This window comes from Micrococcus sp. EYE_212 (assembly GCF_023147585.1).
In the GTDB taxonomy this organism is placed as follows: domain Bacteria; phylum Actinomycetota; class Actinomycetes; order Actinomycetales; family Micrococcaceae; genus Micrococcus.
Map to the genome: position 1 here is coordinate 33,267 of NZ_JAHXOZ010000007.1, position 26,113 is coordinate 59,379.

The following is a 26,113-nucleotide window of genomic DNA, read 5'->3' on the forward strand; positions in this document are numbered from 1 at the left end:
GGCTCAGGCCTCCTTCGGCGCGGCCGGGGCACCGTCGTCGTCGCGGGTGCGGCCGGTGGCCGCGGTGAGGGCCTGGTCCAGGTCCCACAGGATGTCCTCGACGTCCTCGATGCCCACCGAGATGCGGATCAGGTCCTCCGGGATGCCGCCGGCCACGAGCTGCTCGGCGGTGAGCTGCTGATGGGTCGTCGTGGCCGGGTGCAGCACGAGCGTCTTGGCGTCGCCGATGTTCGCCAGGTGGGAGGCCAGCTGCAGCGCGGAGATGAACGCGGCGCCGGTCTCGCGGCCGCCGACCACACCGAAGCTGAACACCGAGCCGACGCCCCGGGGCAGCAGCTGGCGGCCGCGTTCGTGGTGCGGGTGGCCGGGCAGGCCGGCGTAGCGCACCCAGGAGACGCGCGGATCCTCGTCCAGCCACTGCGCCACGGCCTGCGCATTCGCCAGGTGGGCGTCCATGCGCTGGGCCAGAGTCTCGACGCCGATCATCAACTGGAACGCCGACTGCGGGGCCAAGGACGGGCCGAAGTCGCGCAGCTGCTCGGAACGCAGCTTGGTGAGGAACCCGTACTCGCCGAAGTTGCCCCACCAGGACACGTCCCCGTAAGAGGGGACCGGCTCGGTCATCAGGGGGAACTTCCCGTTGTCCCACGGGAAGCGGCCGGACTCCACCACGACGCCGCCCAGCGTGGTGCCGTGCCCGCCCAGGAACTTGGTGGCCGAGTGGATCACGATGTCCGCGCCGTGCTCGATCGGGCGGATCAGGTACGGCGGCGTGAGCGTCGCGTCCACCACGAGCGGGACGCCGTGGCGGTGCGCGACGTCGGCCAGGCCCGGCAGGTCGACGATGTCGCCCGAGGGGTTGGCCACGATCTCCGTGTAGACGGCCTTCGTGTTGGGCTGGAGGGCGGCCTCGAAGTCCGCGGCCTCGGCGGAGTCCACGAACGTGGTCTCGACGCCGAACCGGCGCAGGGACACGTCGAGCTGGGTGATGGTTCCGCCGTAGAGCTTCGAGGAGGCCACGATGTGGTCCCCGGCCCCGGCGAGCGCCGCGAAGGTGACGAACTCGGCGGCCATGCCGGACGCCGTCGCCACCGCGCCGATGCCGCCCTCCAGCGTGGCGATCCGCTCCTCGAACGCGGCGACCGTGGGGTTGCCGATCCGCGAGTAGATGTTGCCGTACTTCTGCAGCGCGAAGAGGTTGGCGGCGTCTTCGGCGGACTCGAACACGAAGGAGCTCGTCTGGTGGATCGGCACCGCGCGGGAGCCGTGGACGGCGTCCGGGACGGCGCCGGCGTGCAGGGCCTTGGTGCGGAATCCGAACTCGTGGTCGGCCACGGCAGTCCTCTCTGGCAGGGGGCGAGAATGCGCGCCCCACCCTGCCAGGCCCGGGCGACGACGTCGGACACCGCGTCACATACGCGCCGCCGGGGCGCTCGCGGCCCCCGGCCGCCGGCCCCCGACCCCGGCCTCCCCGGCGAACGAGGTGTCACGAAACGTTGGAATGGCGCCCGCATTCCCACATTTCGTGACACCTCGTTCCGAGAGGAGGGGGAGCGTGGCGAGGAGCAGCAGGCGCGTGGTCATCGGTTCAGGGCCGCCGCGATCCAGACGGCCGCGGGCAGACCGACGATGAAGACGCCCACGAACCCGTAGGTGAGAAGGCGGCCCGTGCGCGAGGCGAGGTTCACCGTGGCGCCCACGCCGTAGCCCTCGCGCTTGGGCGGGAAGGCAGAGGGGTCGTCGGGGTCGCGCTTCAGGCCCGCCGCGGTCCACTTCTCCTCCTCGGCGGCCTCCTCGGCGGTGGGGCGGTGGCCGAGGTCCTGGGCGACGCGGTCCGACCAGCGGGTGCCGCCGCGGATCGCCGCGCTCAGCGCGACCATCACCCCGACCATGAGGAGGGTGAGGCTGAGCGGCATGAGCCACCAGGGCATCCGCCACGCGCCCGCGGTGAGGACCTCCACCGTCGACGGGAGCATCGGGAGCAGGGTCAACGCGGCGATCCACCCGAGGGCCGTGCGCATGCCGCGGTCCACCCCGGCCTGCCGCACGCGCCGCCACGGGGAGGCGTCCGGAGGCAGGGGCGTCATCATCGGCACGATGGCGGCCATGAGCGCCATGAGCACGGTCATGCCGAGGGCGACGATCGGCCCCATGCCGACGGTGCCCAGGGACTTCTCGTCCCAGTCGTCGGGACGGCCGTCGATGCCCCAGTGCACCGGGACCCGGTCCGGGAGGTCGGGCAGGGCGACCGTGACCCACCCGAGCATGCCGATGCACACCGCCGCGGTCAGCAGGAACGGCAGCCAGGGCCGCCACGCCCCGCGGCGCAGGGCCTCCCGCTCGGCGGCGGGGACGTCGTCGTCGGGCCGGCCCGGGCCGGGGGGTGTGGCGGGGGTCATGCGTTCAGGCTACAGAATCCTGTGGACGCGCTGAGGGCGGCGGGCGTCAGGCCCGCGCCGCCCGGTCCCCGCGGTCCGTCGCCCGGCGCATGCGACGCTCCGGCGCCCGCCCCAGCCACACCGCCGCCGCACACGCCGCGACCACGAGCAGCATCCCGGCCACGTCCGGCACGTCCAGCACCTGCCCGCGCACGGCCCACGCGGTGAGCGCGGCGGCCACGGGGGACAGGCACGTGAGGAGGGAGAACAGCGCAGTGGGCATGCGGCGCAGCACGTGCATCTCGATCCCGTATGGCAGCGAGGAGCTCAGCACCGCCACCACCAGCCCCACGCCCAGCACGACGGGGTCGAGCAGGGCGGGCCCCGCTGTCGTCGCGCCGATGGGCAGGGCGAGGAAGGAGCCCGCGACCATGGCCAGCGCGAGCCCCTGCACCCCGGGCAGGTGCCCGCCCGCGGCCCGACTCATCAGGATGTAGCCCGCCCAGCAGGCGGCGGCGCCCACGGCGCACGCCACGCCCACGGGATCCAGCCCGGCGCCCGCGCTGAACCCGTCCCGGCCGAGCAGCACGATGCCCGCAAGGGCGACGCCGGCGCAGGCCCACGCGTCCCAGCGCCGCCGCGCCACGACGGACAGTGCGAGCGGTCCGAGCACCTCGAACGTGACGGCCACGCCCTGGGGGATCCGGTCGAACGCCTCGTAGATGAGCAGGTTCATCCCGGCCATGGTCAGCCCCAGCCCCACGACGGCGGCCCACCCCTTCGCGGTCAGGCTCGCCAGGGCGCGGCGCCCGGGGCGGGCGAAGGCCAGCAGCAGGAGGGCGGAGAACACGAGGCGCAGGGCGACCATCCCCGAGGCGCCGACCTGACCGAACAGCAGGCCGGCGATGGAGGCGCCGAGCTGCTGGCACAGCACGGAGAGCAGGACCAGCAGCACGGGAGGCACGCGGCCAGCGTACGGGTCATCCAGGGGCGGCCGGACGCGTTCGGCGGTGCGGCAGCGCCGTCGTGACTCCGGCCCGGGGCCCGGTTCAGCCCGGGGGCGGGCGCGCTCCTAGCGTGGCGGCAGACCACGCACCCGGCCGTCGGTGCTGGACACCACCGCTGACCGCCCCACTGACAAGGACCCCCATGACCGAGACCCTCACCGCCGCCCGCGCGGAGGACGTCCGCCCCGAGTCGCCCCGCGCGGAGACCTCCCTCCTCACCCCGCCCGAGGTCGACGTGGGTGACCTGCCCCGCGACCTCGCCGGGCTGCGCGCCCACTTCGCGCCGCTCTTCGCGCGGATCGCGGAGGGCTCCCGAGAGCGCGATCACGAGCGGATCCTGCCCTTCGAGGAGGTCCGCGCGCTCAACGCCGCCGGCTTCGCGGTGCTGCGCGTGCCCGCCGAGGCGGGCGGGCCCGGCGTCGACGTGCGCACCACGATCGCCCTGCTGGTGGACCTCGCCGAGGCCGACTCCAACGTGGCCCACCTCTACCGCTCACACCTGGGCTTCCTCGACGCGCTGCGGTTCCAGCCCGAGGACGTGCGCACGCGCTGGTACGAGCGCGTCTTCGCCGGCGCCACGGTGGGCAACGCCTCCACGGAGAAGGGCGGCAACGCGCTCGGCACGCTCAACACGGTGCTCACGGAGGACGCGGCGGAGGCGGGCGACGACGGCGCGGCCGGCTCCGCGCCCGCGTGGACGCTCTCCGGCACGAAGTACTACGCCACGGGCTCGATCTTCTCCTCGCACACCCGCGTCTCCGCCTCCGTGCGCCGCGCCGACGGGAGCGTGGACGCCGGGCGCGGCTTCGCCGTCGTGCCCGTGGACGCCCCCGGCGTCACCCTCGAGGACGACTGGGACGGCTTCGGGCAGCGCCTCACCGGCACGGGCACCGCGGTGTTCGAGGACGTGAGGATCCCCGCAGGCGACGTGCTGCGGCGCATCCCCGGCACCCCGGAGGCCGTGTTCGAGGCCGCGTACTTCCAGCTGATCCTGCTCGCGGTGCTGGCCGGCATCGCCCGGGCCGCACGCCGCGACGCCGGCGCCCGCGTGGCCGCGCGCGTGCGCACCTTCAACACGGGCCTGGGCCTGCCGTTCCGCGAGGATCCGCTGATCCAGGAGGCCGTGGGCCGGATCGCCGCGAAGGCGTTCACCGCGGAGGCCACGGTGCTGGCGGCGGCGGACGCGCTCGACGCCGCGCTCGCGGCCGGGGCGGCCACCGGCGCCGACCGCTGGGGCTACGACGGGGAGACGCCGCTCGCGTTCGCGAACGCCGAGATCGCGGTGGAGCACGCGCAGATCACCGTGCCCGAGCTCGCGATCGGCGCCGCACAGGAGCTCTTCCTCACCGGCGGCGCCTCGGACACGTCCACCGCCAAGGGCCTGGACCGCCACTGGCGCAACGCGCAGACCGTGGCCACGCACAACCCCATCGCCTTCCGCGCCCGGGCCGTGGGCGACTACTGGATCAACGGCACCCTGCCCGAGGGGCTCTCCGCGATCGGCGATGCGCCGGCGACGGGTTCAAAGCCGACCGACGCCGCGGCGTCCACCGTCGTCATCACCGAGGGGGACGCCCGATGAGCACCGTCCTGGACGCTCCGGAGGCGACCCCGCCGTCGTCGGGGCCCGGCACCGGGAACGCGCCCGCCACCCCGGCCGCCCCTGCCGAGACCCCCGCCGGCCGGCGCCACCGCACGCGCGCCGTCGTCTCCTCGCTGCTGGGCACCACCATCGAGTGGTACGACTTCTACCTCTACGGCCTGGCCGCCGCCCTCGTGTTCAACGTGCAGTTCTTCCCGGGCGCCACGCAGCTCGGAGCCACGCTCGCCTCCTTCGCCACCCTCGCGGTGGGCGTGGTGATGCGCCCGCTCGGCGGGATCGTGGCCGGGCACTTCGGTGACCGCGTGGGGCGCAAGGCCCTCCTCGTGGTCTCCCTCCTGCTCATGGGCGTCTCCTCCTTCCTCATCGGCCTGCTGCCCACCTTCGCGCAGGCCGGCTGGTGGGCCGTCGCCGGTCTCGTCCTCCTGCGCCTCGTGCAGGGCGTCTCTGCCGGGATGGAGTGGGGCGGGGCCGCGCTGATGTCCGTGGAGCACGCCCCCGCGCACCGCCGCGGCTTCTTCGGCTCCTTCACGCAGATCGGCTCCTCGGCGGGCATGCTGCTGGCCACGGCCGCGTTCAGCATCGTCCACCTGTTCACCACGGAGGAGCAGTTCGCCGCCTACGGCTGGCGCATCCCCTTCCTCGCCTCCGCCGTGCTCGTGGCGATCGCCCTGGTGATCCGCCTCGGCGTGCAGGACGCGCCGGAGTTCCAGGAGCGGCGCGCGGCCGGCGAGCTCAGCGCCTCCCCGGTCCGCGAGCTGCTGCGGGACCACGGCCGGGCCGTGCTCGTCACGGCCGGCCTGCGCCTGGGACAGAACGGGGTGTACTACCTGATCACCGTGTACCTCGTGAGCTTCCTCGTGCTGCGCGGGCATGACAGCGGGATCCTCCTCACCTCGATCATGGTCGCCTCCGCGATCGGACTCGTGAGCACCCCGCTGTGGGCCGCGCTCTCCGACCGGTGGGGCCGACGCCGGGTGTCCCAGCTCGGCTACGCCCTCATCGCCGTCGCCGGGTGGGCCGTGTTCGCCGTGACCGAGGCCGGGCTGATCGCGTGGCTGCCGATCGTCGTCGTGCTCGTGATCAACGTGGCCCACGACTCCGTGTACGGCCCGCAGGCGGCGTGGTTCGCCGAGCAGTTCCCCGTGCAGGTGCGCTACTCCGGCGTGAACCTCAGCTACCAGATCGGCACGGTGCTCGGCGGCGGCATCGCCCCGTTCGTCGCGGCCCTGCTCTTCGAAGCCGGAGGGCGCACCCCGTGGCTGATCGCCGCGTACCTCACCGTCCTGGCCGGGCTCTCCCTGTGGGCGTCCAGCCAGGCCGCCGATCCGACCGCGCGCCGCGGCGAGGCGTCCGGATCAGCGCCCGCCGTCCCGACCGTCCAGGAGACCCGATGACCACGCAGCCCGAGGCGCAGAGCGCCCAGCCCTTCCTGCTCAGCGCGTTCGAGATGATGACGCCCGTGCACCAGTCCCCGGGGCTGTGGCGGCACCCGGAGTCGCGGATCGCCGAGTTCGACCGCCTCTCCTACTGGACCGACCTCGCCCGCACCGTGGAGGAGGGCGGGTTCACCGCGCTGTTCCTCGCGGACGTCCTGGGCCTGTACGACGTGTACGGCGGCGGGGTCGAGGCCACCGTGCGCGGCGGCGTCCAGTGGCCGCTGCTCGAGCCGACCGTGGCCGTGCCCGCCATGGCCGCCGTGACCGACCGCCTCGGCTTCGGCGTCACCGCGTCCGTCACATACGAGCAGCCGTACCAGTTGGCCCGCACCTTCGCGACGCTCGACCACTTCACGCAGGGCCGCGTGGCCTGGAACGTCGTGACCAGCTACCAGGACTCCGCGGCCCGCAACCTCGGGCTGGACCGGCAGCTGCCGCACGACGAGCGCTACGACCGCGCCGACGAGCACCTCGACGCCGTCTACCGCCTCTTCGAGGGATCGGTGGAGCCGGGCGCCGTGGTCAAGGACGCCGCCGCCGGCGTCTTCGCGGACCCGGAGCGCGTGCACCCGGCCGGCGTGGCGGGCACGCACTTCCGCGTCCCCGACACCGCGCTCACCCACCCCGGTCCGCAGGGCACCCCGTTCCTCTTCCAGGCCGGCGCCTCCGCGCGGGGGCTGCGGTTCGCGCAGGAGCACGCCGAGGCCGTCTTCGCCATCGGCCCGACGACGGCGCACGTCCGCCGCTTCGTCGAGCAGACGCGGGCGGGGCTCGTCGACGCCGGCCGCGCCGAGGACGCGATCCGTGTGCTCGCGATGGTGACCGTCGTCGTCGCCGAGACGGACGAGGCGGCGGAGGAGCGGCTGCGTGGCTACGCGGACTTCGTGGACGTTGCGGGTGCCCTCGCCCTGTTCGGCGGCTGGACCGGCGTGGACTTCGCGGGCCTGGACCCGGACGCGCCGCTGGAGCACGTGGTGACGGACGCGAACCGCTCCGCGCTCGCGGCCTTCACCGCGGACCCCTCGGGGAAGCTGTGGACGCTGCGGGACGTGGCCGAGTTCGTGGCGATCGGCGGGCGCGGCCCCGTGATCGTGGGTTCCCCGGCGACCGTGGCGGACGAGCTCGAGCGCTGGCAGGCCGAGACCGGTGTGGACGGCTTCAACATCTCCGCGGCCGTGCGCCCGGCCGACCTCGAGCGGTTCACCACGCTCGTGAGCCCGGAGCTGCGCCGCCGCGGCGCGCTGCGCGAGCCCGAGGCCGGGAGGACGCTGCGCGAGAACGTCACCGGCGCGGGGCCGCGCTTGCCGGAGGATCACCGGGGCGCGGGGTTCCGCGGCTGACCTCCCCGTCCTCGACGAGCCCTGCGTCGTGCTGCCGATCCCGCGGGAACAGGCACCACAACGCAGGGCTCGTCGCGCCGCGGCGTGGGAGAGTGAGGGCATGACCCGCCCCGACGAGCCCGGCCGCCCCGCCCGCCCCCAGACCGTGCTGACGGTCCAGCGCACCGAGCGCCTCAGCCCGCACCTGGTCCGCCTGACGCTCGGCGGCGAGCAGTTCGCGGACTTCCACGCCCGCTGGGCCGCCAAGGGTGCGGCGGATCAGTACATCAAGCTGCTCTTCACCGACCCCGTGCTCGGCCTCACCCCGCCCTACGACCTGGACGCCCTCCGCGAGCGCCTCACACCCGAGCAGATGCCCGTCCGCCGCACCTACACGGTGCGCGCCGTGGACGCGGCGGCCGGCACGGTGGACGTGGACTTCGTGGTGCACGGCACCGGTCCCGACGACGGCCTCGCCGGTCCGTGGGCCGCCTCGGCACAGCCGGGGGACACGGTGGCGTTCATGGGACCCGGCGGCAGCTACAGCCCCGATCCCGGGGCGGACTGGCACCTGTTGGTCGGTGACGACTCCGCCCTGCCCGCGATCGCCGCCGCCCTGGAGGACCTCGCGCGCACGGCCCCGGACGCCGTCGGGACCGCGCTGATCGAGGTGGGCGGCGCGGAGGACGAGCTGCCGCTCGAGGCACCGCTCGGCGTCGAGGTGCGCTGGCTGCACCGCGGCGGGGACTTCACCCCGGAGGCGACGCGCTGGGCTGCCGAGCTGCGCGCGCTCCCGTGGCGCGAGGGCCGGGTGCACGCGTTCGTGCACGGGGAGCGCGAGCAGGTGAAGGCCGCGCGGGCGTACCTCACGGACGAGCGCGGGGTGGACCGGCGGTCCATGTCCGTCAGCGCCTACTGGGCGTTCGGCCGCGCCGAGGACGCGTTCCAGGCGGAGAAGCAGACGCCGGTGGGGCAGATCTTCCCCTGAGGGGTGACGTGCCCATGCGACGAACCCTGCGTCGTTGTGCCTGTCGCGCGGTCTCCAGGGCGACAGCGCAGGGCTCGTCACCCGGGGCAGGGCTCACGCCGCGTCGGCCGCCGGGCGCTTCACGAACCACACCGCCACCACGTTGAGCGTGAACACCGCCGCGCCAGAGAGGAACGCCAGGTGCACGCCGTCCATCATGGCGGCCCGCGCCGGCAGGCCTGCCGCGGCCGACGACGCCGTGCCCACCGTGAGCAGCGTGATGAACAGCGCCGTGCCCGCCGCGCCGGCCACCTGCTGCAGCGTGGACATCAGGGCGGAGCCGTGCGCGTACAGCGGCCGGGGCAGGGCGCTGAGCGCCGTCGTCATGAGCGGGGAGAACAGCAGGGAGAGACCGATCGAGATGGCCACGTGCAGGCCCACCACCATGAGGGCGCTCGAGTCCTCGCTCAGCGTGGTGTAGCCCCACAGTCCCGCGGCGCCGAGAACCGAGCCCGGCACGACGAGCGGGCGCGGGCCGACGCGGTCGTAGAGGGTTCCCACCACGTAGCCGAGCACCGCCATCACGACGCCGCCGGGCAGCAGAGCCAGGCCGGACTGCTGGGTGCTCCAGCCGAGCACCTCCTGCAGGTAGATGGGCAACAGGATGATGGTGCCGAACAGGGCCATCATGGACACGAGCATCACGCCCAGCGCCACCGTGAACGTGGGCCGGGCGAGCGTGCGCAGGTCCAGGAGCGCGCGGTCCTTGAGCCGCAGCTGGCGGGCCGCGAACGCCGCCAGGGCGAGCACACCCACCAGGATCGGGATCCACGGCGCGACGGCCGCGTGCCCGCCCGCGGCCTCGCCGATGCTGGAGAGGCCGAAGACCAGGCCCGCGAAGCCGACGGCGGAGAGCGCTCCGGAGGGCACGTCCAGGCGGACAGGATGCGGCTCGGTGACGTTGCGGACCCACGCGGCGCCGGCGGCCAGAGCGAACAGGGCGATGGGCAGCACGGTGAAGAACAGCCAGCGCCACGTGAAGTGCTCGAGGATCACTCCGCCCACGGTGGGGCCGGTGGCCGGGGCCACGGCGATGACGATCGAGATGACGCCCATGATGCGCCCGCGGCGGGCCAGCGGCACCACGTTGAGCACCGTGGTCATCAGCAGCGGCATCATGATGGCCGTGCCGACGGCCTGCACCACGCGTCCGGCGAGCAGGATCCCGAAGGTCGGCGCCAGTCCCGCCAGAGCGGTGCCGAGCGTGAACGCGCTCATGGCGATGATGAACACGGTGCGGAGGGTGAACCGGTTCAGCAGCCACCCGGTGAAGGGGATGACCACGGCCATCGTCAGCATGAAGCCGGTGGAGAGCCACTGCGCCGAGGCGGCCGAGACCGAGAACTCCTCCATCAGGCGCGGCAGCGCCACGGACATGATCGTCTCGTTGAGGATCACCACGAAGGCGGCGGAGACGAGCAGGCCGATGAGTCGGCCGGTGCCGGGGGCGAGGGTGTCGGCGACGAGGGCGCGCTCGCCGTCGTCGTGCGCGGGGCCCGGGGAGCCGGCGTCGGGGGATGAGGTCACGGGGGCCTTTCAGGGGGCGGGACCGAGCGGGGAACGGCCGCCAGTCTATGGGGGCGGGCGGGACCCCGCCCCGTGACGGTTCCGGACGGGGGTGAGAGGCTGACGTCGTCATCCTCGATCCGCGAGTCGGCCAGGCCCGCGGGCGCATCCGTGAAGGAGACCGCCATGAAGTCCTCCCTGCCCTCCGCTGCCGGGCTCCTCCTCGCGAGCGGCCTGCTCCTGACCGGCTGCGCCTCCGCCCCCACCCTCGAGGAGTCCTGGCCCGACGTCCGGAAGAAGATCGTGGATGCGCAGAGCCTGCGGCTGCAGATGGAGGGCGTGGCGAACGCGGAGGACGGGGCCGCGGGCTCGCCCTCCTCCGAGATCCAGTCCGCGAACGCGGACCTCGCCGGCGCCACCGACGGATCTCACCTCAAGGGCACCATGGCGATGGACATGGGCGCGACCACCATGGACATGGAGGTCCTCCGCCTCCAGGACGAGTCCTTCATGAAGATGCAGGCCGAAGGGGAGGACGCTCCTCCGGAGATGGCGATGTTCTCCGAGATCGTGGGCGACCGGTGGATGCTCATGCCGGAGGAGAACGCCGAGGACCTCTCCCTCAAGGACATGATGGACGAGATGGAGAAGGACCTGCCTGCCGAGGACGCCTTCGACGGCAAGGACCTCAAGCCCGAGAAGGTGGAGCTCGACGGCCAGGAGTACCTCAAGTACACCCTGCCCGAGGAGGCGAAGGACTTCGCCCGCGTGATGTACGTGGACCCGGAGGACGACGTCCTGTACCGCCTCGAGGGGACGAACCCGGACGACGCCGCCGCGGACGCGACGGTCACCTTCACGGAGTGGGACGCCGTGCAGCCCCCCGAGCGGCCCGCCGACGACCAGATCTTCGACATGAAGCAGCTCCAGGGTCTGGCCGGCTGACGCGGGCCCGCTCCTGATGCGGCGCCGGCGAGAGCGGGGCGGTCAGGCGCGGGCGGCCAGCACTTCCGCGATCTGCCCGACGCACCACTCGTTCTGCAGGCTCGTGGTGTCCCCGAGGCGGTCCCCGGTGTGCAGCTGCGAGAGGAGGCGCCGCATGATCTTGCCCGAGCGCGTCTTCGGCACATCCGGGACGAACACCACCTCGCCCGGCTTGGCCACCGGGCCGATCACCCGGCCGACGTGCCGGCGGAGCTCCTCGGCGCGCTTCGTCGCGACGTCCTCGCCCCCGTCCGCGAACGCCGTCGCCCACTCCCGGCTCGGCACGACGAAGGCCACCGCCGCGTGACCGGTGCGCTCGTCGGGCACGGGGCACACGCCCGCCTCCACCACATGGGGGTGCGCCACGAGCGCCGACTCGATCTCGATCGTGCTCAGCCGGTGCCCGGAGATGTTGATGACGTCGTCGACGCGCCCGAGGATCCAGACGTCGCCGTCGTCGTCGGTCTTGGCGCCGTCCCCGGCGAGGAACCAGCCCTGCTCCGCGTAGTCCGCCCAGTAGGAGCGGAAGTACCGTGCCGGGTTGCCCCACACCGTGCGCGCCATGGACGGTGAGGTCCGGGTGACCACGATCTTGCCCTGCAGGTGCGCGGACACGGGCGCGCCGTCGGCGTCGACCACGGCCACGTCGACGCCGGGCAGCGGGCGGGAACCGCAGCCCGGCTTGAACGTGGTGTCCGTGGGGCGGGGGGAGATGACGGTGGAGCCCGTCTCGGACTGCCACCACGTGTCCACCATGGGCACCGGGGTGCCGGTTCGCTCGAGCCCGGCCCGGCCGATCTGGGTGCGGGCCCACGCCCACGCCTCGGGATTCACGGCCTCGCCCACGGTGCCGATCAGGCGGATGGACGCGAGCGAGGGGCCGCCGGCATCCTCCGCCGGGATCCCGTCCGGGTGCCAGCCCATGAGCGAGCGGATGAGCGTGGGCGCGGTGTAGTAGCTGGTCACACGGTAGCGGTCGATCACCTCGAAGTGACGGCCCGGATGTGGTGCATTGGGCACGCCCTCGTAGATCACCTGCGTGACCCCGTTCGAGAGCGGACCGTAGATCTCGTAGGTGTGCGCGGTGACCCACGCGAGGTCAGCGGTGCACCAGTGGACGTCGTCGTCGCGCCGTGCCGGGTCCGGGTGGGAGAACAGGAAGTCGTGCGTCCACGAGGCCGCGGCGAGGTAGCCCGCCGAGGTGTGCACGAGACCCTTGGGCTGCCCCGTGGTGCCCGAGGTGTACATGATGAACAGCGGGTGCTCGGCCTCGAAGGCGCGCGCGGCGTGGGTGGCCGGCTGGCGGTCCACGACGTCGTGCCACCACAGGTCCCGGCCGTCCGTCCACGCGATCTCGCCCGGTCCGGTGAGGCCGCAGCGGTCCACCACGAGCACGTGCTCGACCTGGTTCTGACCGGCGACGGCGGCGTCTGCGTTCTCCTTGACGGGCACCACCTTCCCACGGCGGTGCTGGCCGTCCGTGGTGACGAGCAGCTTGGCGCCGGTGTCCTCCACGCGGAAGCGCAGCGCCTCGGCGGAGAAGCCCCCGAACACGAGGGAGTGCACCGCGCCGATGCGCGCGCACGCCAGGGCGATGACGATTGTCTCCACGATCACGGGCAGGTACACGACCACGCGGTCGCCGGCGGTGATGCCCAGCTCCTCGAGCGCATTCGCCGCGCGGGCCACACGGCGCTGCAGGTCCGCGTAGGTCACGGCCTCGCGGTCGCCCGGCTCGCCCTCGAAGTACAGGGCCACCTTCTCCCCGCGGCCGGCGTCCACGTGCCGGTCCACGCAGTTGACGGTCACATTCAGGGCGCCGTCCGCGTACCAGCGGATGTCCGGGCCGCGCTCGGTCGCCGGATCGGACGGGGCGAGGTCCTGCACGCGGGTGAAGTCACGGTCCCACGTGAGGCGCCGTCCGACGGCCTCCCAGAAGGCGAGCCGCTCCTCCTCGCGCACGCGCTCGCCATCGCCGCGGCCCCCGTGCGCGAGGCCGGCGGGACGGCCCGGGTGCACGTCCGGGTCGGCGGCGTCCACGACCTCCCGCGGCAGCGGGCCGGGCAGCGTGGCGAGCGCGGCGGCGGGGACGCCGTCGTTCGGGCGGCGCACCGGATCGGCGGAGGGGACGACGTCGGGGGACTGGGCACGCATCACTCCAGTGAAAGGGGGCCGACCGCGCGGCCCGAATCCGGGCGCGGAGAGCGTCTTCATCCGGCGCCCGCCGCCGTCGACCCGGCCCGGCCGCCCCTATGTGACGTGCGATGACCCGATCCGGGGCGACTTCGGTGCCACAGTGGAACCCATGACGGACTACGCCACCCTCGCCGCTCGCTATGCCGCATCCTTCGACGCCGTGGGGCGGGGCGAACGGGCCCGGGAGGTGGGGCGCCACCTGCCGTTCGCGGCGCAGCAGGCGCTGCGCGAGTCCGGGTTCGGCCGCGTGGGTGTGCCGGAGGAGTTCGGCGGGGAGGGCGGCGGCGCCGAGACGCTGCTGCGGCTGCTCATGGACCTCGCCTCCCGCGACGTGAACACGGCCCACCTGTGGCGCTCCCACCTCGTCTTTGTGTCCACGGTGCTCGACCAGGCGCCCGCGACGGCGAGGACCTGGCTGCGGCGCGTGGTGGAGGGGGACTGGGCCGGGTCCGCACTCGCGGAGCGCTCCGGCGCCGCGCCGGGGAAGGCGGCCACCCTGGCGGAGCGGGACGAGGGCGGCACCTGGGTCGTGACGGGGCAGAAGTACTACGCCACCGGCTCCGCCTTCGCCACGTGGACCATCGCGACGGTGGGCATCGAGGGCGCGGGCCTCGTCTCGCGGCGCAACTCCAAGCGGGCCGGCGGTCTCGTGCGGGAGCCGGACCGCGCCGTCGCCGTGGTGCGCGTACGCCAGCCGCGCGTGCGCGTGAGGGACGACTGGGACGGATTCGGCCAGCGCCTCACCGCCACGGGCTCCGTGGTGCTCGACGGGGCGGCCGCCGAGGAGCTGCTCGAGGTGCCGCACGGGGACGGCCCCGTGCCCGTGCTCCAGGAGGCCACCCTGCTCGCGCTGCAGGCCGGTGTGGGCCGCGCCGCGCTCGCGGAGGGGACACAGCTGCTGCGAGACCGCCGGCGGACCTTCAACACCGGCACCGCCGCGGTGCCTGCCCAGGACCCGCAGCTGCTGGAGATCATGGGCCAGCTCGCGGGTCAGCAGGCCGCGGCGGAGGAGATGGTGCGCGCCGTCGGGCGGCTGATGGACGCGGCGCAGGCGGCCGGAGAGGAGGGCGACGACGATGCCCGCCGCACCCTGACCCGCGAGGCGATGGTGGCCGCGTACCGCGCGCAGGCCGTGGTCCCCACCGCCGTGCTGGACGTGTGCACGCGCATCTTCGACACGCTCGGCGCCTCCGCGACGTCGACGGCGCTGCAGCTGGACCGCCACTGGCGCAACGCCCGCACCCTCGCGGCCCATGACCCGGCTGCGTTCAAGGTGCGCATGGCGGGCGACTGGCTCGTCAACGGCACCGCGCCCGTGGCCTACACCTCTGCGGGGGACGTGCCGGACGACGAGTGAGGGGGTCTCAGCTCCAGCGGCGCAGCGCCCACCGTTCGACGAGGCCCAGGATCCAGTCGGTGAGCTTGCCCAGCACGGCCAGCAGGATGATCGCGAGGATCAGGCGGTCGGTGCGCCCGTTGTTCTGGGAGTCGGTGAGGAGGAAGCCCAGGCCCATCGAGGACGCGATGAGCTCGGCGGCCACCAGGAAGAGCCAGGCCTGTGCCAGGGCAAGCCGCAGTCCGGAGAACACGGAGGGCATCACGGCGGGGAGCTGCACAGTGCGCAGCAGGGCCACGCCGTGATACCCGAACGCCCGTCCGGCCTCCACGAGGTGGGGGTCCACGTGGCGCAGCGCGGCGTGCACCGTGGTGAACACCGGGAAGAAGGCGCCGATCGCGATCAGGGTGACCTTGGAGTCCTCCCCGATCTGCATCCAGAGGATCAGGAGGGGGACCCAGGCCAGGGACGGCACGGCGCGCAGTGCGCCGATCAGGGGTGCCAGCAGGGCGTCCGCCCAGCGTGAGAGGCCCAGCACGGATCCGACGACGAGTCCCGCCGCCGCTCCGATCGCGAACCCCAGTAATACGCGCTGCACCGAGATGCCGATGTGCGTGGCCAGGGTGCCGCGCCGCAGGAGGTCCGCGCCTGCGGCGAACACCGCGCCCGGTGCGGGCAGCTGCACGGCAGAGAACACGCCCGCCGCCGTCGCGGCCCACCACAGGGCCACGAGCGTGGCGGGGACGAGGAGCCCGACGGCCGCGCGCACCCCCCGACGGGAGAGCGGGTCCTGCCGCGGGGCGCGGACCGCACGCACCGGGGTGGCGCTGTCGTGCACCTCAGGGACGGATGCGGGCTGCAGAAGGGCCGTCTCCGTGCTCACCGGCTCTCCGCCTTCTCCGCGAAGGACGGCTCGAAGAGGCTCTCCAGGGCGTCGTCCACCTGGTCCTGGCCCGCGACGTCGCCCGTCTCGACGAAGATCTTTCCGATGCGCTCCAGCACGGTGCGCTGGTCGGCGCCGGGCACGGGGGAGACGTCCAGGTTGGTCCGCTCGTTGATGACCGTGGAGGCCACGGCCTCGTCGATCCCGGCGACGTCCGCCAGGATCGCCGCCGTCTCCTCGGGGTTCTCGTCGGCCCAGGCGCGCGCCTTTTCGTAGGCGTCGGCCACCGCCTGCGCGGTGTCCGGGCTCTCCTTGACGAAGTCTTCGGTGGCGTTGACGAAGCCGTAGCTGTTGAGCTCCGGATCCCGCTGGAACAGCACCGCCCCCTTGGCCTCGGCGCCCGCCATGATGGGGTCGAGCCCGGCCCACGCGTCCACGGAGCCGTTCTCCAGGGCTGCGCGCCCATCCGCGTGCTGGAGGTTCTGGATCGTCACGGACGACGGGTCCACCCCCGCCTCGTCGAGTGACTGGACGAGGAAGAAGTACGGGTCGGTCCCCTTGGTGGCGGCCACCGCATGCCCGGCCAGATCGTCCACCGAGGTGATGCCGGAGTCCGCCGTGGTCACGAGCGCCGCCCATTCCGGCTGGTTGGCCACCACGATGGTCTTGATCGGAGCCCCGTTGGCGCGGTTCAGCAGCGCCGCGGAGCCGGCTGTGGAGCCGACGTCCAGGGACCCGGAGCGCAGGCCCTCGTTCGCCTTGTTGGAGCCGGCGGACTGGACCCACTCCACCGTCACGCCGTCGTCCTTCAGCTCCTCCTCGAGCCAGCCCTTCTCCTTGATGACCAGGGACAGCGGGTTGTAGGTGGCGAAGTCGATGGTGAGGCGGTCGGAGTCTCCCGCCGCCTGGCCCGCCGCGGAGGTGGAGCCTGCGGAGGGGGCGGCGTTCTCACCGGCGCAGGCGGTCAGCCCGAGGAGGCCGGCGGTGAGGAGGCCGGCGAGGCGGAGGGTGAGGGTGCGGTCACGGGACATGGGGAGGCCTTTCCTTCGGCGGCGGGGGATGTCAGAGGCTGGGGGTCGCGACGCCGAGTCCCGCCAGGAGGCGAGTGCGGAGTCGGACGAGCTCGGGGTTGCTGCGGTCGTGCGGCCGCGCGCCGGGAACGGTGACGATCTGGCTCACGGTGGCCCCTGGGGCTGGAGGGCGCTCGCCGTCGGCACGGGTCGGGTCGGCCAACAGCAGCACCCGGTCGGCCAGGTGCAGCGCCTCCTCGACGTCGTGCGTCACCAGAATGACCGTGGTCCCCGTGGCCGCATGGACGTCCAGGAGGAGGTCCTGCATCTTCAGGCGAGTGAGTGCGTCGAGCGCCCCGAACGGCTCGTCCAGGAGGAGGACGCCGGGGCGCCGGGTCAGCGCCCGCGCCAGGGAGGCACGCTGGGCCATGCCGCCGGAGACCTCGCGGGGCCGGTGGTGGGCGAACGGCGCCAGGCCCACGAGCGCGAGCAGGTCGTCCACCCGGGCCTGCCCCTCTGCGCGGTCCAGCGTTCGGGGGAGGCCCATCTCCACGTTCTGCCGGATGGTTCGCCACGGCATCAGGCGGGGCTCCTGGAAACCCACGGCAGTGCGTTCGTCGTAGGGACGCACGGGGTCCCCGTCGATGGCGACGAGGCCGTCGAAGCCCATGTCCAGGCCGCCGATGGCGCGCAGGAGCGTGGACTTGCCACAGCCGGACGCCCCCAGGATGGCCAGCACCTCGCCGGGTGCGACCGTGAGGTCCACGTCCCGCAGCACGACGCGCGGTCCATCCGCCGTGCTGAAGGTGCGCCCGACACGGTGGAAGGTGACGCCGAGGCTGTCCCGTCGCGCGGTGGGGGCTGGCGTGGCGGCGGCCGGTGGACGGTCAGCGGCCAGGAGGGATCGGTCAGCGGGGCTGAGGGTGTGTGCAGGCATCGAACGTGTGTCGTCCCATCGGGGTGCTGGCGTGGCGACCCCCGTCCGCTCCGGGCAGGAGCGGGGTGAGTCGCCCCGGCGTCGTCGAGCCGGGCATCGGTGCCGGCCCGTGGGGAAGGGGTGCACCGACCCCACCACGACGACGGCGCGGCTCTCCAACGCCCGTGACCTCGCACGTCATCTACGGCCCGCCATGGGGCCGCGCCCCGTCCGGCGAGTGTCGCGGGTCCTCTCACACCGAGGTGGATCCGCTGACGACGCGGCCTGTGGTCAGCTGGGGTCACCCATCCAGAGCGGCCGAGAGATCTGGCTCGACGACGCCGCAGCAGCCCGCCTCACCCGCCTCCCGCAGGCAGGGTGAGGGCCAGGGTGCTCCCGCCAGGACCGATGGACGCGTCCACGCTTCCCGGGCCCCGCCGTGCGGCGGCCCGACGCGAGAACCCGTGCGCCGGTCGCGACCCGATGAAGGAGACGCCGTGCTGGAGATCGTCGATCTGCACAAGAGATACGAGTTGAAGACCGGGCGACCGGTCGAGGTGCTGAAGGGCATCGACCTGACGGTGCCGGACGGATCCATCACCGCCGTGGTCGGTCCGTCGGGGGCCGGCAAGTCCACCCTGTCCCGCTGCATCTCCCTCCTGGAGACGCCCTCCTCCGGGCAGATTCTCGTGGACGGGCGCAACCTGTCCGAGCTCTCCGGGCGTGCGCTGCGGGACAGCCGCCGCTCGATCGGGACGATCTTCCAGCACTCGGCGCTGCTGCGCCGGATCACCGTCGCTGAGAACGTCGCACTGCCGCTGCGCAACCTCGGAGTGGAGCACGGGGAGATGGAGGCGCGGGTGGCGGAGCTCCTGGAACGGGTGGATCTGCTGCACAAGGCGGACGCCTACCCCGGCCAGCTCTCGGGTGGTCAGGCGCAGCGGGTCGGCATCGCCCGGGCGCTCGCTCTTCGACCTCGCATCCTCCTCTCGGACGAGTCCACCTCAGGTCTCGATCCGCGCTCGACCCATCAGATCCTCCGCCTCCTCACCGAGCTGCGCGCCGACCTCGGAGTCTCGATCGTCCTCATCACCCACGAGATGGAGGCCGTCCGGGCCGCGGCCGACGAGGTGGCCTTCCTGGACCACGGGCGGATCGCGGAGCACGGACGGGTCGCCGACCTGATCGGACGCGGGGACTCTCCGGCGGCCGGCCAGCTCCTGCCCGTCCACCCGGTGGAGCGGGTGCCCGGTGTGCGCACCGTCCTGCGCGTCTCCCTGGGCTCCGTCCCCGTCGACCCCGCTTGGTTCGGCGACCTCGCCCGCGCCGTGTCCGCGGGGGTGAGCCTGCTGGGCGGCACCCTCGAGGACCACGGCACCCGTCCGCTCGGCCGGCTGGTGATCGGGTTCGGCACCGACGATCAGCGGCAGGTCGCCGCCGCCGTCGCGGTTCTGGACGCCGCCGGGCTCCGGGTGATCGTGGAGGGCGGTGCCGACGTGCCCGTGCGCGGGCGTCCGGCCGACGCCGACCTGACGCGTGAGGTCGCAGGGGTCGCGGCATGATCGCGCTCGCCGCCGCCGCCTCCGAGCCGCTCACCTTCGACACCCCGTGGAGCGAGATCCCTGCGCTCCTGCTCCCGGCCTACGGCGAGACCTGGGCGATGGTCGGGATCGTCATGGTCTTCGTCGTGGCCTTCGGCGGGATCGGAGGCGTGCTGCTGTACAACACGTCCTCCCGTGGGCTCTTCCCCCATCCCCGCTGGCACGGCGTCCTCAGCTGGGTCGCCAACATGGGGCGCTCGCTCCCCTTCCTCGTCCTGATGGCCGCGATCATCCCCTTCACCGCATGGATCACGGGGACCACCCTGGGCATCCGTGCCGCCGTGGTGCCCATGGTCATCGCCGGCGTCCCCTTCTTCGCCCGGCTCGTCCAGAACACTCTGAACGACCTCCCTCGGGAGAACCTCGCCGTCGGCCTCGTCACCGGCAGCTCGCCGGTCCAGATCATCCTGCAGACCCAGCTGCGGGAGGCGGTGCCGGGCCTCGTCTCGGCCCTCACCCTCAACACGATCTCGATGCTCGAGTACTCGGCCATCGCGGGGACCATCGGTGCCGGCGGCATCGGCTATCTGGCCGTCACCTACGGCTACCAGCGGTTCGACATGACCGTCATGGCGGCGACCATCGTCGTGCTGATCGTCAGCGTGCAGCTGGTTCAGTTCGCCGGCGACCGCCTCGCCCGGTCCCTGGAACGCCCGTGACCGATCACGGCCGGGCGTCCTCGCCGGGACGCCCACGTTCTCATCCTCGCCCTTCCCCTCGCCCGCTCGACCTCATCAGGAGGCACCCCTTGCCGCGTTCCACTCCGTCCACCACCGGCCACGACCACGGGTTCACCCTGCGGCGGCGCACCGACCGCCTCCCCTGGACCGTGGCCGCCGTCGCCGCGATCATCGCCCTGGCTCTGGGGGTCATCCTGATGCGGGGTGCGGCCCATCCGGCGGTGGCCGCCGGCGGATCGGCGGCGGCCGTCGACCGGCCCCTGCGGGTCCACTACGAGCCCGCCATGGCAGGCGAGGAGCGCATCCTCGAGTACGTGGCGGCGGAGATCGCGCCGCAGCACGGTGTCACCATCGAGCCGGTCGGGATCGCGGACTCGGTCCAGGCGAACCGCGCGGTGGCCACGGGTGAGGTGGACGCCACCATCTTCGAGCACCAGTGGTACATGAAACAGGTGGCGGACGGGAATGGGTTCGACCTGACGCCCACCACGGAGCTGTACCAGTGGGCGTTCGGCCTGTACTCCTCCCGCTACGACTCCCTGGACGGCGTCCCCGCCGGGGCCGTGGTGGCCGTGCCCACGGACCTCGCGAACCAGGGGCAGGCGTTGTGGCTGCTCCAGCGTGAGGGCCTGATCGAGCTGGACCCGTCGATCGAGCCGCGCACTGCCCGCCTCAAGGACGTCACCGCGAACCCCCGCGGCTTCGACTTCCAGGAGATCGACCTGCTGTCCATGCCGCGGACCCTGGACTCGGTGGACGTCGCCGTCGGATACACGAACCTGTTCGACGCCGGCAAGGTGAGCCGGGACAAGGGGATCCTCTTCCCGGACCCGCCCCGGAGCTTCGCCTCCCGCCTGATCGTCGCCACCGACGCCGTGGAGTCGCCGGAGACCAAGAAGCTGCAGGAGGTCTTCAGCGACCCGAAGTTCAAGGAGTACCTCGAGACCACCGACGATCCCCTGGTCGCCGGCGTGCTCACCCCCGTCTCCGAGGACTGACCCGTCGGGCACCCCGCAACCCCGGGTCACACGCCGGCGGCCGCGCAGCCCTCCCGTGCAGGGCGCGGCGAAGGTGACGTTGCGCGCGCCTCGCCGCCACCCCGAATTGCCCCCCGCATCGGCCGGGGCTGGACTGAGCGTCCGACCTCTTCTGCCCTCCACTCCCGAAGGACCTCCTGCCATGACCACCGAGAACACCGCCCAGCCCGCCGTCCCCGCCGCCCCCCCGGCCCCGGGCCGCGGCCGCGAGCTGCTCTTCAACGCCTTCGACATGAACTGCGTGGCCCACCAGTCGCCGGGCCTGTGGCGCCATCCGGACGACCACGCCCGCGACTACAACACGCTGGGCTACTGGACGCACCTGGCCAAGACCCTTGAGCAGGGTCTCTTCGACGGCCTGTTCATCGCGGACGTGCTCGGCCCCTACTCCGTCTACGGGGGCACCTCCGAGGCCGCCATCCGCACTGGTGCGCAGACCCCGGTCAACGACCCGTTCCTGCTGGTCTCGGCGATGGCCGCCGTCACCGAGCACCTCGGCTTCGGGGTCACCGCCGGCACCGCCTACGAGCACCCGTACCCGTTCGCCCGCCGCCTGGCCACGCTGGACCACCTCACGGGCGGCCGCGTGGGCTGGAACGTCGTCACCGGCTACCTGCCCTCGGCGGCCCAGAACATGGGCCAGGACGACCAGATGGAGCACGACGAGCGCTACGAGCACGCGGACGAGTACCTCGACGTCGTCTACAAGCTCCTCGAGGGCTCGTGGGAGGACGACGCGGTGGTCTACGACAAGGAGACCGGCGTGTTCGCGGACCCGGCCAAGGTCCACGACATCGCCCACGAGGGGACGTGGTTCAAGGTGCCCGGCCATGCCGTGACCGAGCCCTCCGCGCAGCGCACCCCCGTGATCTACCAGGCCGGCGCCTCGACGCGCGGCCGCGCCTTCGCGGGCAAGCACGCCGAGGCGGTCTTCATCAACTCCCCCACGAAGGAGCTGGCCAAGGCCACCACCGCGAAGATCCGCCAGGCCCTCGTCGAGGCCGGCCGCGACCCCTACGACGTCAAGGTCTTCGCCATGCAGACCGTGGTCACCGGCGCCACCGACGACGACGCCCGCGCCAAGTACGACGACCTCGCCCAGTACGTGGACCCGCTCGGCGGTCTCGTGCTGATGTCCGGCTGGATGGGCATCGACCTCTCGCAGTACGAGCTGGACGAGCCGATCGGCGACGTGCAGTCCAACGCCATCCAGTCCGCGGTGGAGACCTTCCAGAAGGCCTCTGGCACGGACGAGGAGTGGACGGTCCGCAAGCTGGCCGAGTGGGTGGGCATCGGCGGCTTCGGCCCGGTGATCGTGGGCGGCGGCGCATCGGCGGCGCGGCAGCTGGCCGACTGGGCCGACGAGACGGACGTGGACGGCTTCAACCTGGCCTACCACATCACCCCCGGGACGTTCGAGGACGTCGTGGAGCACGTGGTGCCCGAGCTCCAGCGTCTGGGCCGCTACAAGACCGCGTACACGGACGGCACGCTGCGCCACAAGCTCTTCGGCCGTGGCGACCACCTCCCGGAGGGCCACCACGGGGCGTCCTTCGCGCTGCGCCGTCGTCGGTAAGGTGAGGCGCGAGGACCGCGGGCCCACCCCGCGGCCGCACCGAGGAGGAGAACATGCAGCGCAGACGTGCCGTCCACGCGGCGGGACTGGGGCTCATCGGCGCCCTGGCCCTCGCCGGGTGCGCGTCGGATCCCCAGCCCGCGGGTGAGGCCTGGAAGCAGGCCCGCACCCAGCTCGACGAGGCGGACTCGGTCCGCCTCTCCACCGCGTACACCACGGGACGCCAGGGCCCCAGCGTGGTCACGTGGGACATCGCCGGCGCGCTCGACGGCGGCAACGCCACCTCGACCGCCACCATGGGCGTGGGGGAGGACTCCCGCATGGTCGTGGACACCCGCACCGTGGGCGAGGACGTCTACGCGCGCGTCAGCACGGAAGGCCAGGACGTCCCCGCGCAGGTCCGCGCCGCGTACGGCGACGACGGGTGGAAGCGCCTCCCCGCGGACCAGGCGCAGGCCCAGGCGAACCCGCTGCGCACCGAGCTGGACCGGATCGCCCTCCCCGCCGCGGACGCCCTCGAGGGTGCGGACGTGGAGCCGGAGGAGGTCGAGCTCCAGGACGGCCACGCCCAGCGGTACGCGGTGCCGGCCGACGTCGCGGGCGCGGCCCAGGCCGCCGCGGGCGAAGGCGAGCCCGTCCGCGTGCGCTCCTTCACGGTGGATGAGGACGGCTCCCTCGTGGGCCTGCAGGTGGAGGCCGCGAACGCCCTCCAGCAGTACGAGCTCAGCGACTGGAACGCGATCGACCCGGCCGAGGTGCCGGAGGAGGTGTCCGAGTGATGCGTGGCGACCTGATGAAGCGGCGCGGCGCGCGCCGGGCCCTCCCGCTGGCCGTCCTGGGGACGGGGGCGGCCCTGGTGCTCTCGGGGTGCGGGGCTGACGGCGGCGCCGCCCCCGAGGCGTGGGCGAAGGCCCGCACCCAGCTCGAGCAGGCCGACTCGGTCCGCATGGTCACCGAGCTGCGCGCCGGCGCGCAGACGTCCGCCGGCGCCACCGTGCCGGACTCCACGGACATCTCCGGGCCGACGTCGGGAGAGGCCTTCCGCTACGTGAGCGAGTTCCGCGACGGCGCGTACACCACGCGCGACGAGAGCCGCACCGTGGACGGGCGCACCTTCTCCCGCTTCACGCTCGAGGAGCGCGGCGGCGTGGCCGGGGAGGACCCCGAGTACGCCGAGAAGTGGACCGCGGCCAAGGCCACGGGCGACCCGTCCGCACAGGGCATGGGGGCCATGGTGGACTCGCTGCTGGCGGCGCTGCCCGCCGGCGACGGCCTGGACGGCAAGGAGGCGGACGCGGACACCCTGCGCCGCAGCGGCCAGGACGCCATGCGCTACGTGCTCGACGTGCCGGCGAGCGGGGAGGGCGGCGGCGTCGCGCTGCGGGCCTTCACCGTGGCCCAGGACGACGGCGAGCTGCTGACCGTGGAGACCGAGTCCGCGGGCACCGGGGCCGTCACCACGTTCTCCGAGTGGAACGCCGTGCCGCCCATCGAGGCGCCGGCCGAGGATGCGATCGCCGAGCCCGCCGCGGCACCCGCGGCCTGACCCTCGACGGACGCGACGCGGCCCGCCGCCCCGGAGGGGGAGGCGGGCCGCGTCGTCGGTCCGGGGTGCGCGGGTCAGCGGGCCGTGGGGCCCTCGTCGCCGAGCGGGGTGGAGGGATCCGAGATGAAGTCCGGATCGGCGCCGGTCGCGTTGGCCGCCTGCACGTTGTCGTTGTTGGACTCGGTCACGCGCTGGTCGGCGAAGGAGTCCTCCGAGCGGCTCGCGCGGTCATCGCCCTTGAGCGCGTCCTTCTCACCCGCGCCGACCTTGGCGGCGAGGTCCTGGACCTTGTCCGAGTTCTTCACCTCGGCGAACTTCTGCTGAGCGGTCTCCTGCACGTGTCCCACCTTCTCCTGGGTCTTGGGGTCGTTCCAGAGCTTCTGCGCGTTCTGGGACATCTTGTCGAGGTTCTGGCGGCCCTCGCCGGAGGCGAGGAAGTAGCCGAGGGCGGCACCGAGGCCGAGAGTGAGCCAACGCATGGTGTTCTCCTTCTGTGTCTGACGGTCAGATCTGCCCCGCTGCGGAGGGCCCACCCGGAGGAGGCGCCGTTCCACAGTGGAATCACGCCCTACTCTCGCCCCGCCGAGGGCACAGCGTCAACGTCTCAGGGGCACCGTGCGCTCCCCATGACGCCGGTGCACCCGGTGGATCGCCTCGATGCCTGCGCACGCGAGCCCGGCGATCACCAGGGACGCGGTGAGCACGTCCGGGGCAGGGACCTCGAGGACGTGGTACCAGCGGGAGGCCGGCACGAGCACCACGAGGGCGAGCACCGCGTACATCGCGGCGATCAGCACCGCCGTGCCGCGGGTGAGCGGCCGCGCCATGGTGCTGAGGACCCAGAGGCCCGCGAGCGTCAGGGTGATCATGGCGGCGGTCTGCAGCTGCGCCGTGCCCACCTCGCCCGCGGCCCGGTTCCGCACGTACCAGCCCAGGGCCAGCATGGCCGCGAGGATCACCGCGCCGCTGGGCAGGGCGAACCGCAGCGCACGCCCGAGGAACCCCGGCACGTAGCGCCGGGCGTTGGGCAGCAGCGCGAGGAAGAACGTGGGCGCGCCGATCATGATGAGGTCCACCGTGGAGGCCTGCCGGGGCAGCAGCGGGAACGGCCAGGCCAGGAGGGAGAACACCACGCCGAGCAGCAGCGCATACGTGGTCTTCGTGAGGTAGATGTGCGCCAGGCGCTCCATGTTGGCGATCACCTGGCGCCCCTCCGCGAGCACAGCCGGCAGGCGGTCGAAGCGCCCGTCGAGCAGCACCATCCGGGAGACGGCCTTGGTGGCGGATGCGGCGTTGCCCATCGCGATCCCGAGGTCGGCGGTCTTCAGCGCGAGGGCGTCGTTGACGCCGTCGCCCGTCATGGCCACCACGTGGCCGCGGCTCTGCAGGGCCGCGACCATGGCCCGCTTCTGCTCCGGGGCGACGCGGCCGAACACGCTGTGGGCCTGCATGACCTCCGCGAGCTCCTCCGGATCCGAGGGCAGGGTGCGCCCGTCCACGGCGCCGCCGGGCACGTCCACACCCACGGTGCGGGCGACGGCGGCCACCGTGCGCGGACTGTCCCCCGAGATCACGGCGATCCGCACCCCCTGATCCCGGAAGTACCCCAGGGTCTGCGCGGCGTCCGGGCGCACGTTCTCCTGGAACGTGAGCACGGCGGCCGGATCCCGGCCCGCGGGGGAGCTCCTCGCCGACGGGCGCGGCGTCCGCGCGGCACAGCAGCATGGTGCGCAGCCCGCGGTCCGCGCTGTGAGCGCAGCCCGCCCCGACGGCGTCGGTGCGCTCCGGGCCCAGGTGCGCGGCGTCCAGCAGCGCCTCGGGGGCGCCCAGCAGCCACGTCCCGGCGAGGCCTGGGGCGTGGGCGTCGGCGTCTGGACCGAAGACGACGGCGGACCAGCGCCGGGCACTGGAGAACGGGACCGCGGCGATCGGGATGGACACGGGCGCGGCGGCGAACGGCTCTCGGAGGGCGGCCGCCGTCGGGTTGGCGTCCGGGTCCGCACCGAACCAGGCCAGCGCCGCCCGGGTGGCCGGGGAGATCTCAGCCCTGATGCCAGGCGCGGCACCGGCGT

Annotated in this window: 22 protein-coding genes; 12 read left to right on the top strand and 10 right to left on the bottom strand. The window is 73.4% G+C overall.

The window, feature by feature from the left end; all coding sequences use genetic code 11:
• Positions 1–3 precede the first annotated feature (3 nt).
• The 3 genes from KZX60_RS06040 to KZX60_RS06050 all read right to left on the bottom strand — a co-directional run bounded on the left by KZX60_RS06040 (position 4) and on the right by KZX60_RS06050 (position 3,342).
• Positions 4–1,335, bottom strand: coding sequence for an O-acetylhomoserine aminocarboxypropyltransferase/cysteine synthase family protein (locus KZX60_RS06040; RefSeq protein WP_248116460.1), 1,332 nt, complete (start codon positions 1,333–1,335; stop codon positions 4–6).
• A gap of 245 nt (positions 1,336–1,580) precedes the next feature.
• Positions 1,581–2,399 carry a DUF1648 domain-containing protein gene (locus KZX60_RS06045; RefSeq protein ID WP_248116462.1) on the bottom strand — a complete coding sequence of 273 codons (819 nt, stop codon included), beginning with the start codon at positions 2,397–2,399 and terminating at the stop codon, positions 1,581–1,583.
• A 46-nt stretch (positions 2,400–2,445) separates the two neighbouring features.
• Complete coding sequence (locus KZX60_RS06050) at positions 2,446–3,342, bottom strand: EamA family transporter (protein WP_248116464.1); 897 nt, start codon at positions 3,340–3,342, stop codon at positions 2,446–2,448.
• Positions 3,343–3,527: 185 nt separating this feature from the next.
• Between KZX60_RS06050 and KZX60_RS06055 the strand changes: the two genes are divergently transcribed.
• From KZX60_RS06055 to KZX60_RS06070, 4 genes are all read left to right on the top strand, one after another.
• Complete coding sequence (locus KZX60_RS06055; RefSeq protein ID WP_248116466.1) at positions 3,528–4,967, top strand: acyl-CoA dehydrogenase family protein; 1,440 nt, start codon at positions 3,528–3,530, stop codon at positions 4,965–4,967.
• Positions 4,964–6,382: an MFS transporter gene (locus KZX60_RS06060; RefSeq protein WP_248116467.1), complete on the top strand. Its 1,419-nt coding sequence runs from the start codon at positions 4,964–4,966 to the stop codon at positions 6,380–6,382. The genes KZX60_RS06055 and KZX60_RS06060 overlap by 4 nt, the downstream gene beginning before the upstream one ends.
• Positions 6,379–7,764 carry an LLM class flavin-dependent oxidoreductase gene (locus tag KZX60_RS06065; protein ID WP_248116469.1) on the top strand — a complete coding sequence of 462 codons (1,386 nt, stop codon included), beginning with the start codon at positions 6,379–6,381 and terminating at the stop codon, positions 7,762–7,764. Before KZX60_RS06060 ends, KZX60_RS06065 begins: the two co-directional genes overlap by 4 nt.
• A gap of 100 nt (positions 7,765–7,864) precedes the next feature.
• Complete coding sequence (locus KZX60_RS06070) at positions 7,865–8,731, top strand: siderophore-interacting protein (RefSeq protein ID WP_248116471.1); 867 nt, start codon at positions 7,865–7,867, stop codon at positions 8,729–8,731.
• A gap of 93 nt (positions 8,732–8,824) precedes the next feature.
• On the opposite strand, the gene KZX60_RS06075 is transcribed toward KZX60_RS06070, so the two are convergent.
• The gene (locus tag KZX60_RS06075; protein WP_248116473.1) at positions 8,825–10,297 is read right to left on the bottom strand and encodes an MDR family MFS transporter; all 1,473 of its coding nucleotides are present in this window, start codon (positions 10,295–10,297) and stop codon (positions 8,825–8,827) included.
• A gap of 165 nt (positions 10,298–10,462) precedes the next feature.
• Between KZX60_RS06075 and KZX60_RS06080 the strand changes: the two genes are divergently transcribed.
• On the top strand, positions 10,463–11,221 hold the full coding sequence (locus tag KZX60_RS06080) for a hypothetical protein (protein ID WP_248116475.1): 759 nt from the start codon (positions 10,463–10,465) through the stop codon (positions 11,219–11,221).
• Between the two features lie 42 nt (positions 11,222–11,263).
• Here KZX60_RS06080 and acs read toward each other — a convergent pair whose 3' ends face one another.
• Positions 11,264–13,414, bottom strand: coding sequence for an acetate--CoA ligase (gene acs / locus KZX60_RS06085; protein WP_248116476.1), 2,151 nt, complete (start codon positions 13,412–13,414; stop codon positions 11,264–11,266).
• 151 nt (positions 13,415–13,565) lie between these two features.
• Here acs and KZX60_RS06090 point away from each other — a divergent pair, with 151 nt between their 5' ends.
• On the top strand, positions 13,566–14,813 hold the full coding sequence (locus tag KZX60_RS06090) for an acyl-CoA dehydrogenase (protein ID WP_248116478.1): 1,248 nt from the start codon (positions 13,566–13,568) through the stop codon (positions 14,811–14,813).
• A gap of 7 nt (positions 14,814–14,820) precedes the next feature.
• Here KZX60_RS06090 and KZX60_RS06095 read toward each other — a convergent pair whose 3' ends face one another.
• From KZX60_RS06095 to KZX60_RS06105, 3 genes are all read right to left on the bottom strand, one after another.
• A complete protein-coding gene (locus tag KZX60_RS06095) occupies positions 14,821–15,609 on the bottom strand; it encodes an ABC transporter permease (RefSeq protein WP_248116626.1) in 789 nt (262 codons plus the stop codon).
• Between the two features lie 62 nt (positions 15,610–15,671).
• Positions 15,672–16,706 (bottom strand): aliphatic sulfonate ABC transporter substrate-binding protein, encoded by a 1,035-nt coding sequence (locus KZX60_RS06100; RefSeq protein ID WP_248116479.1) that lies wholly within the window; start codon positions 16,704–16,706, stop codon positions 15,672–15,674.
• A 31-nt stretch (positions 16,707–16,737) separates the two neighbouring features.
• Positions 16,738–17,622: an ABC transporter ATP-binding protein gene (locus KZX60_RS06105; protein WP_248116481.1), complete on the bottom strand. Its 885-nt coding sequence runs from the start codon at positions 17,620–17,622 to the stop codon at positions 16,738–16,740.
• Between the two features lie 476 nt (positions 17,623–18,098).
• Between KZX60_RS06105 and KZX60_RS06110 the strand changes: the two genes are divergently transcribed.
• From KZX60_RS06110 to KZX60_RS06135, 6 genes are all read left to right on the top strand, one after another.
• Positions 18,099–19,163 carry a methionine ABC transporter ATP-binding protein gene (locus KZX60_RS06110; RefSeq protein WP_248116483.1) on the top strand — a complete coding sequence of 355 codons (1,065 nt, stop codon included), beginning with the start codon at positions 18,099–18,101 and terminating at the stop codon, positions 19,161–19,163.
• Positions 19,160–19,861, top strand: a complete 702-nt coding sequence (locus tag KZX60_RS06115) for a methionine ABC transporter permease (protein ID WP_135030714.1) — start codon at positions 19,160–19,162, stop codon at positions 19,859–19,861. Before KZX60_RS06110 ends, KZX60_RS06115 begins: the two co-directional genes overlap by 4 nt.
• Before the next feature lie 89 nt (positions 19,862–19,950).
• Positions 19,951–20,880 (top strand): MetQ/NlpA family ABC transporter substrate-binding protein, encoded by a 930-nt coding sequence (locus KZX60_RS06120; protein ID WP_248116485.1) that lies wholly within the window; start codon positions 19,951–19,953, stop codon positions 20,878–20,880.
• Between the two features lie 181 nt (positions 20,881–21,061).
• A complete protein-coding gene (locus KZX60_RS06125; protein ID WP_282442644.1) occupies positions 21,062–22,495 on the top strand; it encodes an LLM class flavin-dependent oxidoreductase in 1,434 nt (477 codons plus the stop codon).
• A gap of 53 nt (positions 22,496–22,548) precedes the next feature.
• A complete protein-coding gene (locus KZX60_RS06130; RefSeq protein WP_248116487.1) occupies positions 22,549–23,274 on the top strand; it encodes a Tat (twin-arginine translocation) pathway signal sequence in 726 nt (241 codons plus the stop codon).
• Positions 23,274–24,041, top strand: a complete 768-nt coding sequence (locus KZX60_RS06135; protein WP_248116489.1) for a hypothetical protein — start codon at positions 23,274–23,276, stop codon at positions 24,039–24,041. The genes KZX60_RS06130 and KZX60_RS06135 overlap by 1 nt, the downstream gene beginning before the upstream one ends.
• 74 nt (positions 24,042–24,115) lie before the next feature.
• Here the strand turns inward: KZX60_RS06135 and KZX60_RS06140 are convergent, their stop codons facing one another.
• Complete coding sequence (locus tag KZX60_RS06140) at positions 24,116–24,520, bottom strand: YtxH domain-containing protein (protein WP_248116492.1); 405 nt, start codon at positions 24,518–24,520, stop codon at positions 24,116–24,118.
• Positions 24,521–24,637: 117 nt separating this feature from the next.
• On the bottom strand, positions 24,638–25,696 hold the full coding sequence (locus KZX60_RS11980) for an HAD-IC family P-type ATPase (protein ID WP_348983741.1): 1,059 nt from the start codon (positions 25,694–25,696) through the stop codon (positions 24,638–24,640).
• Positions 25,697–26,113: the final 417 nt, after the last annotated feature.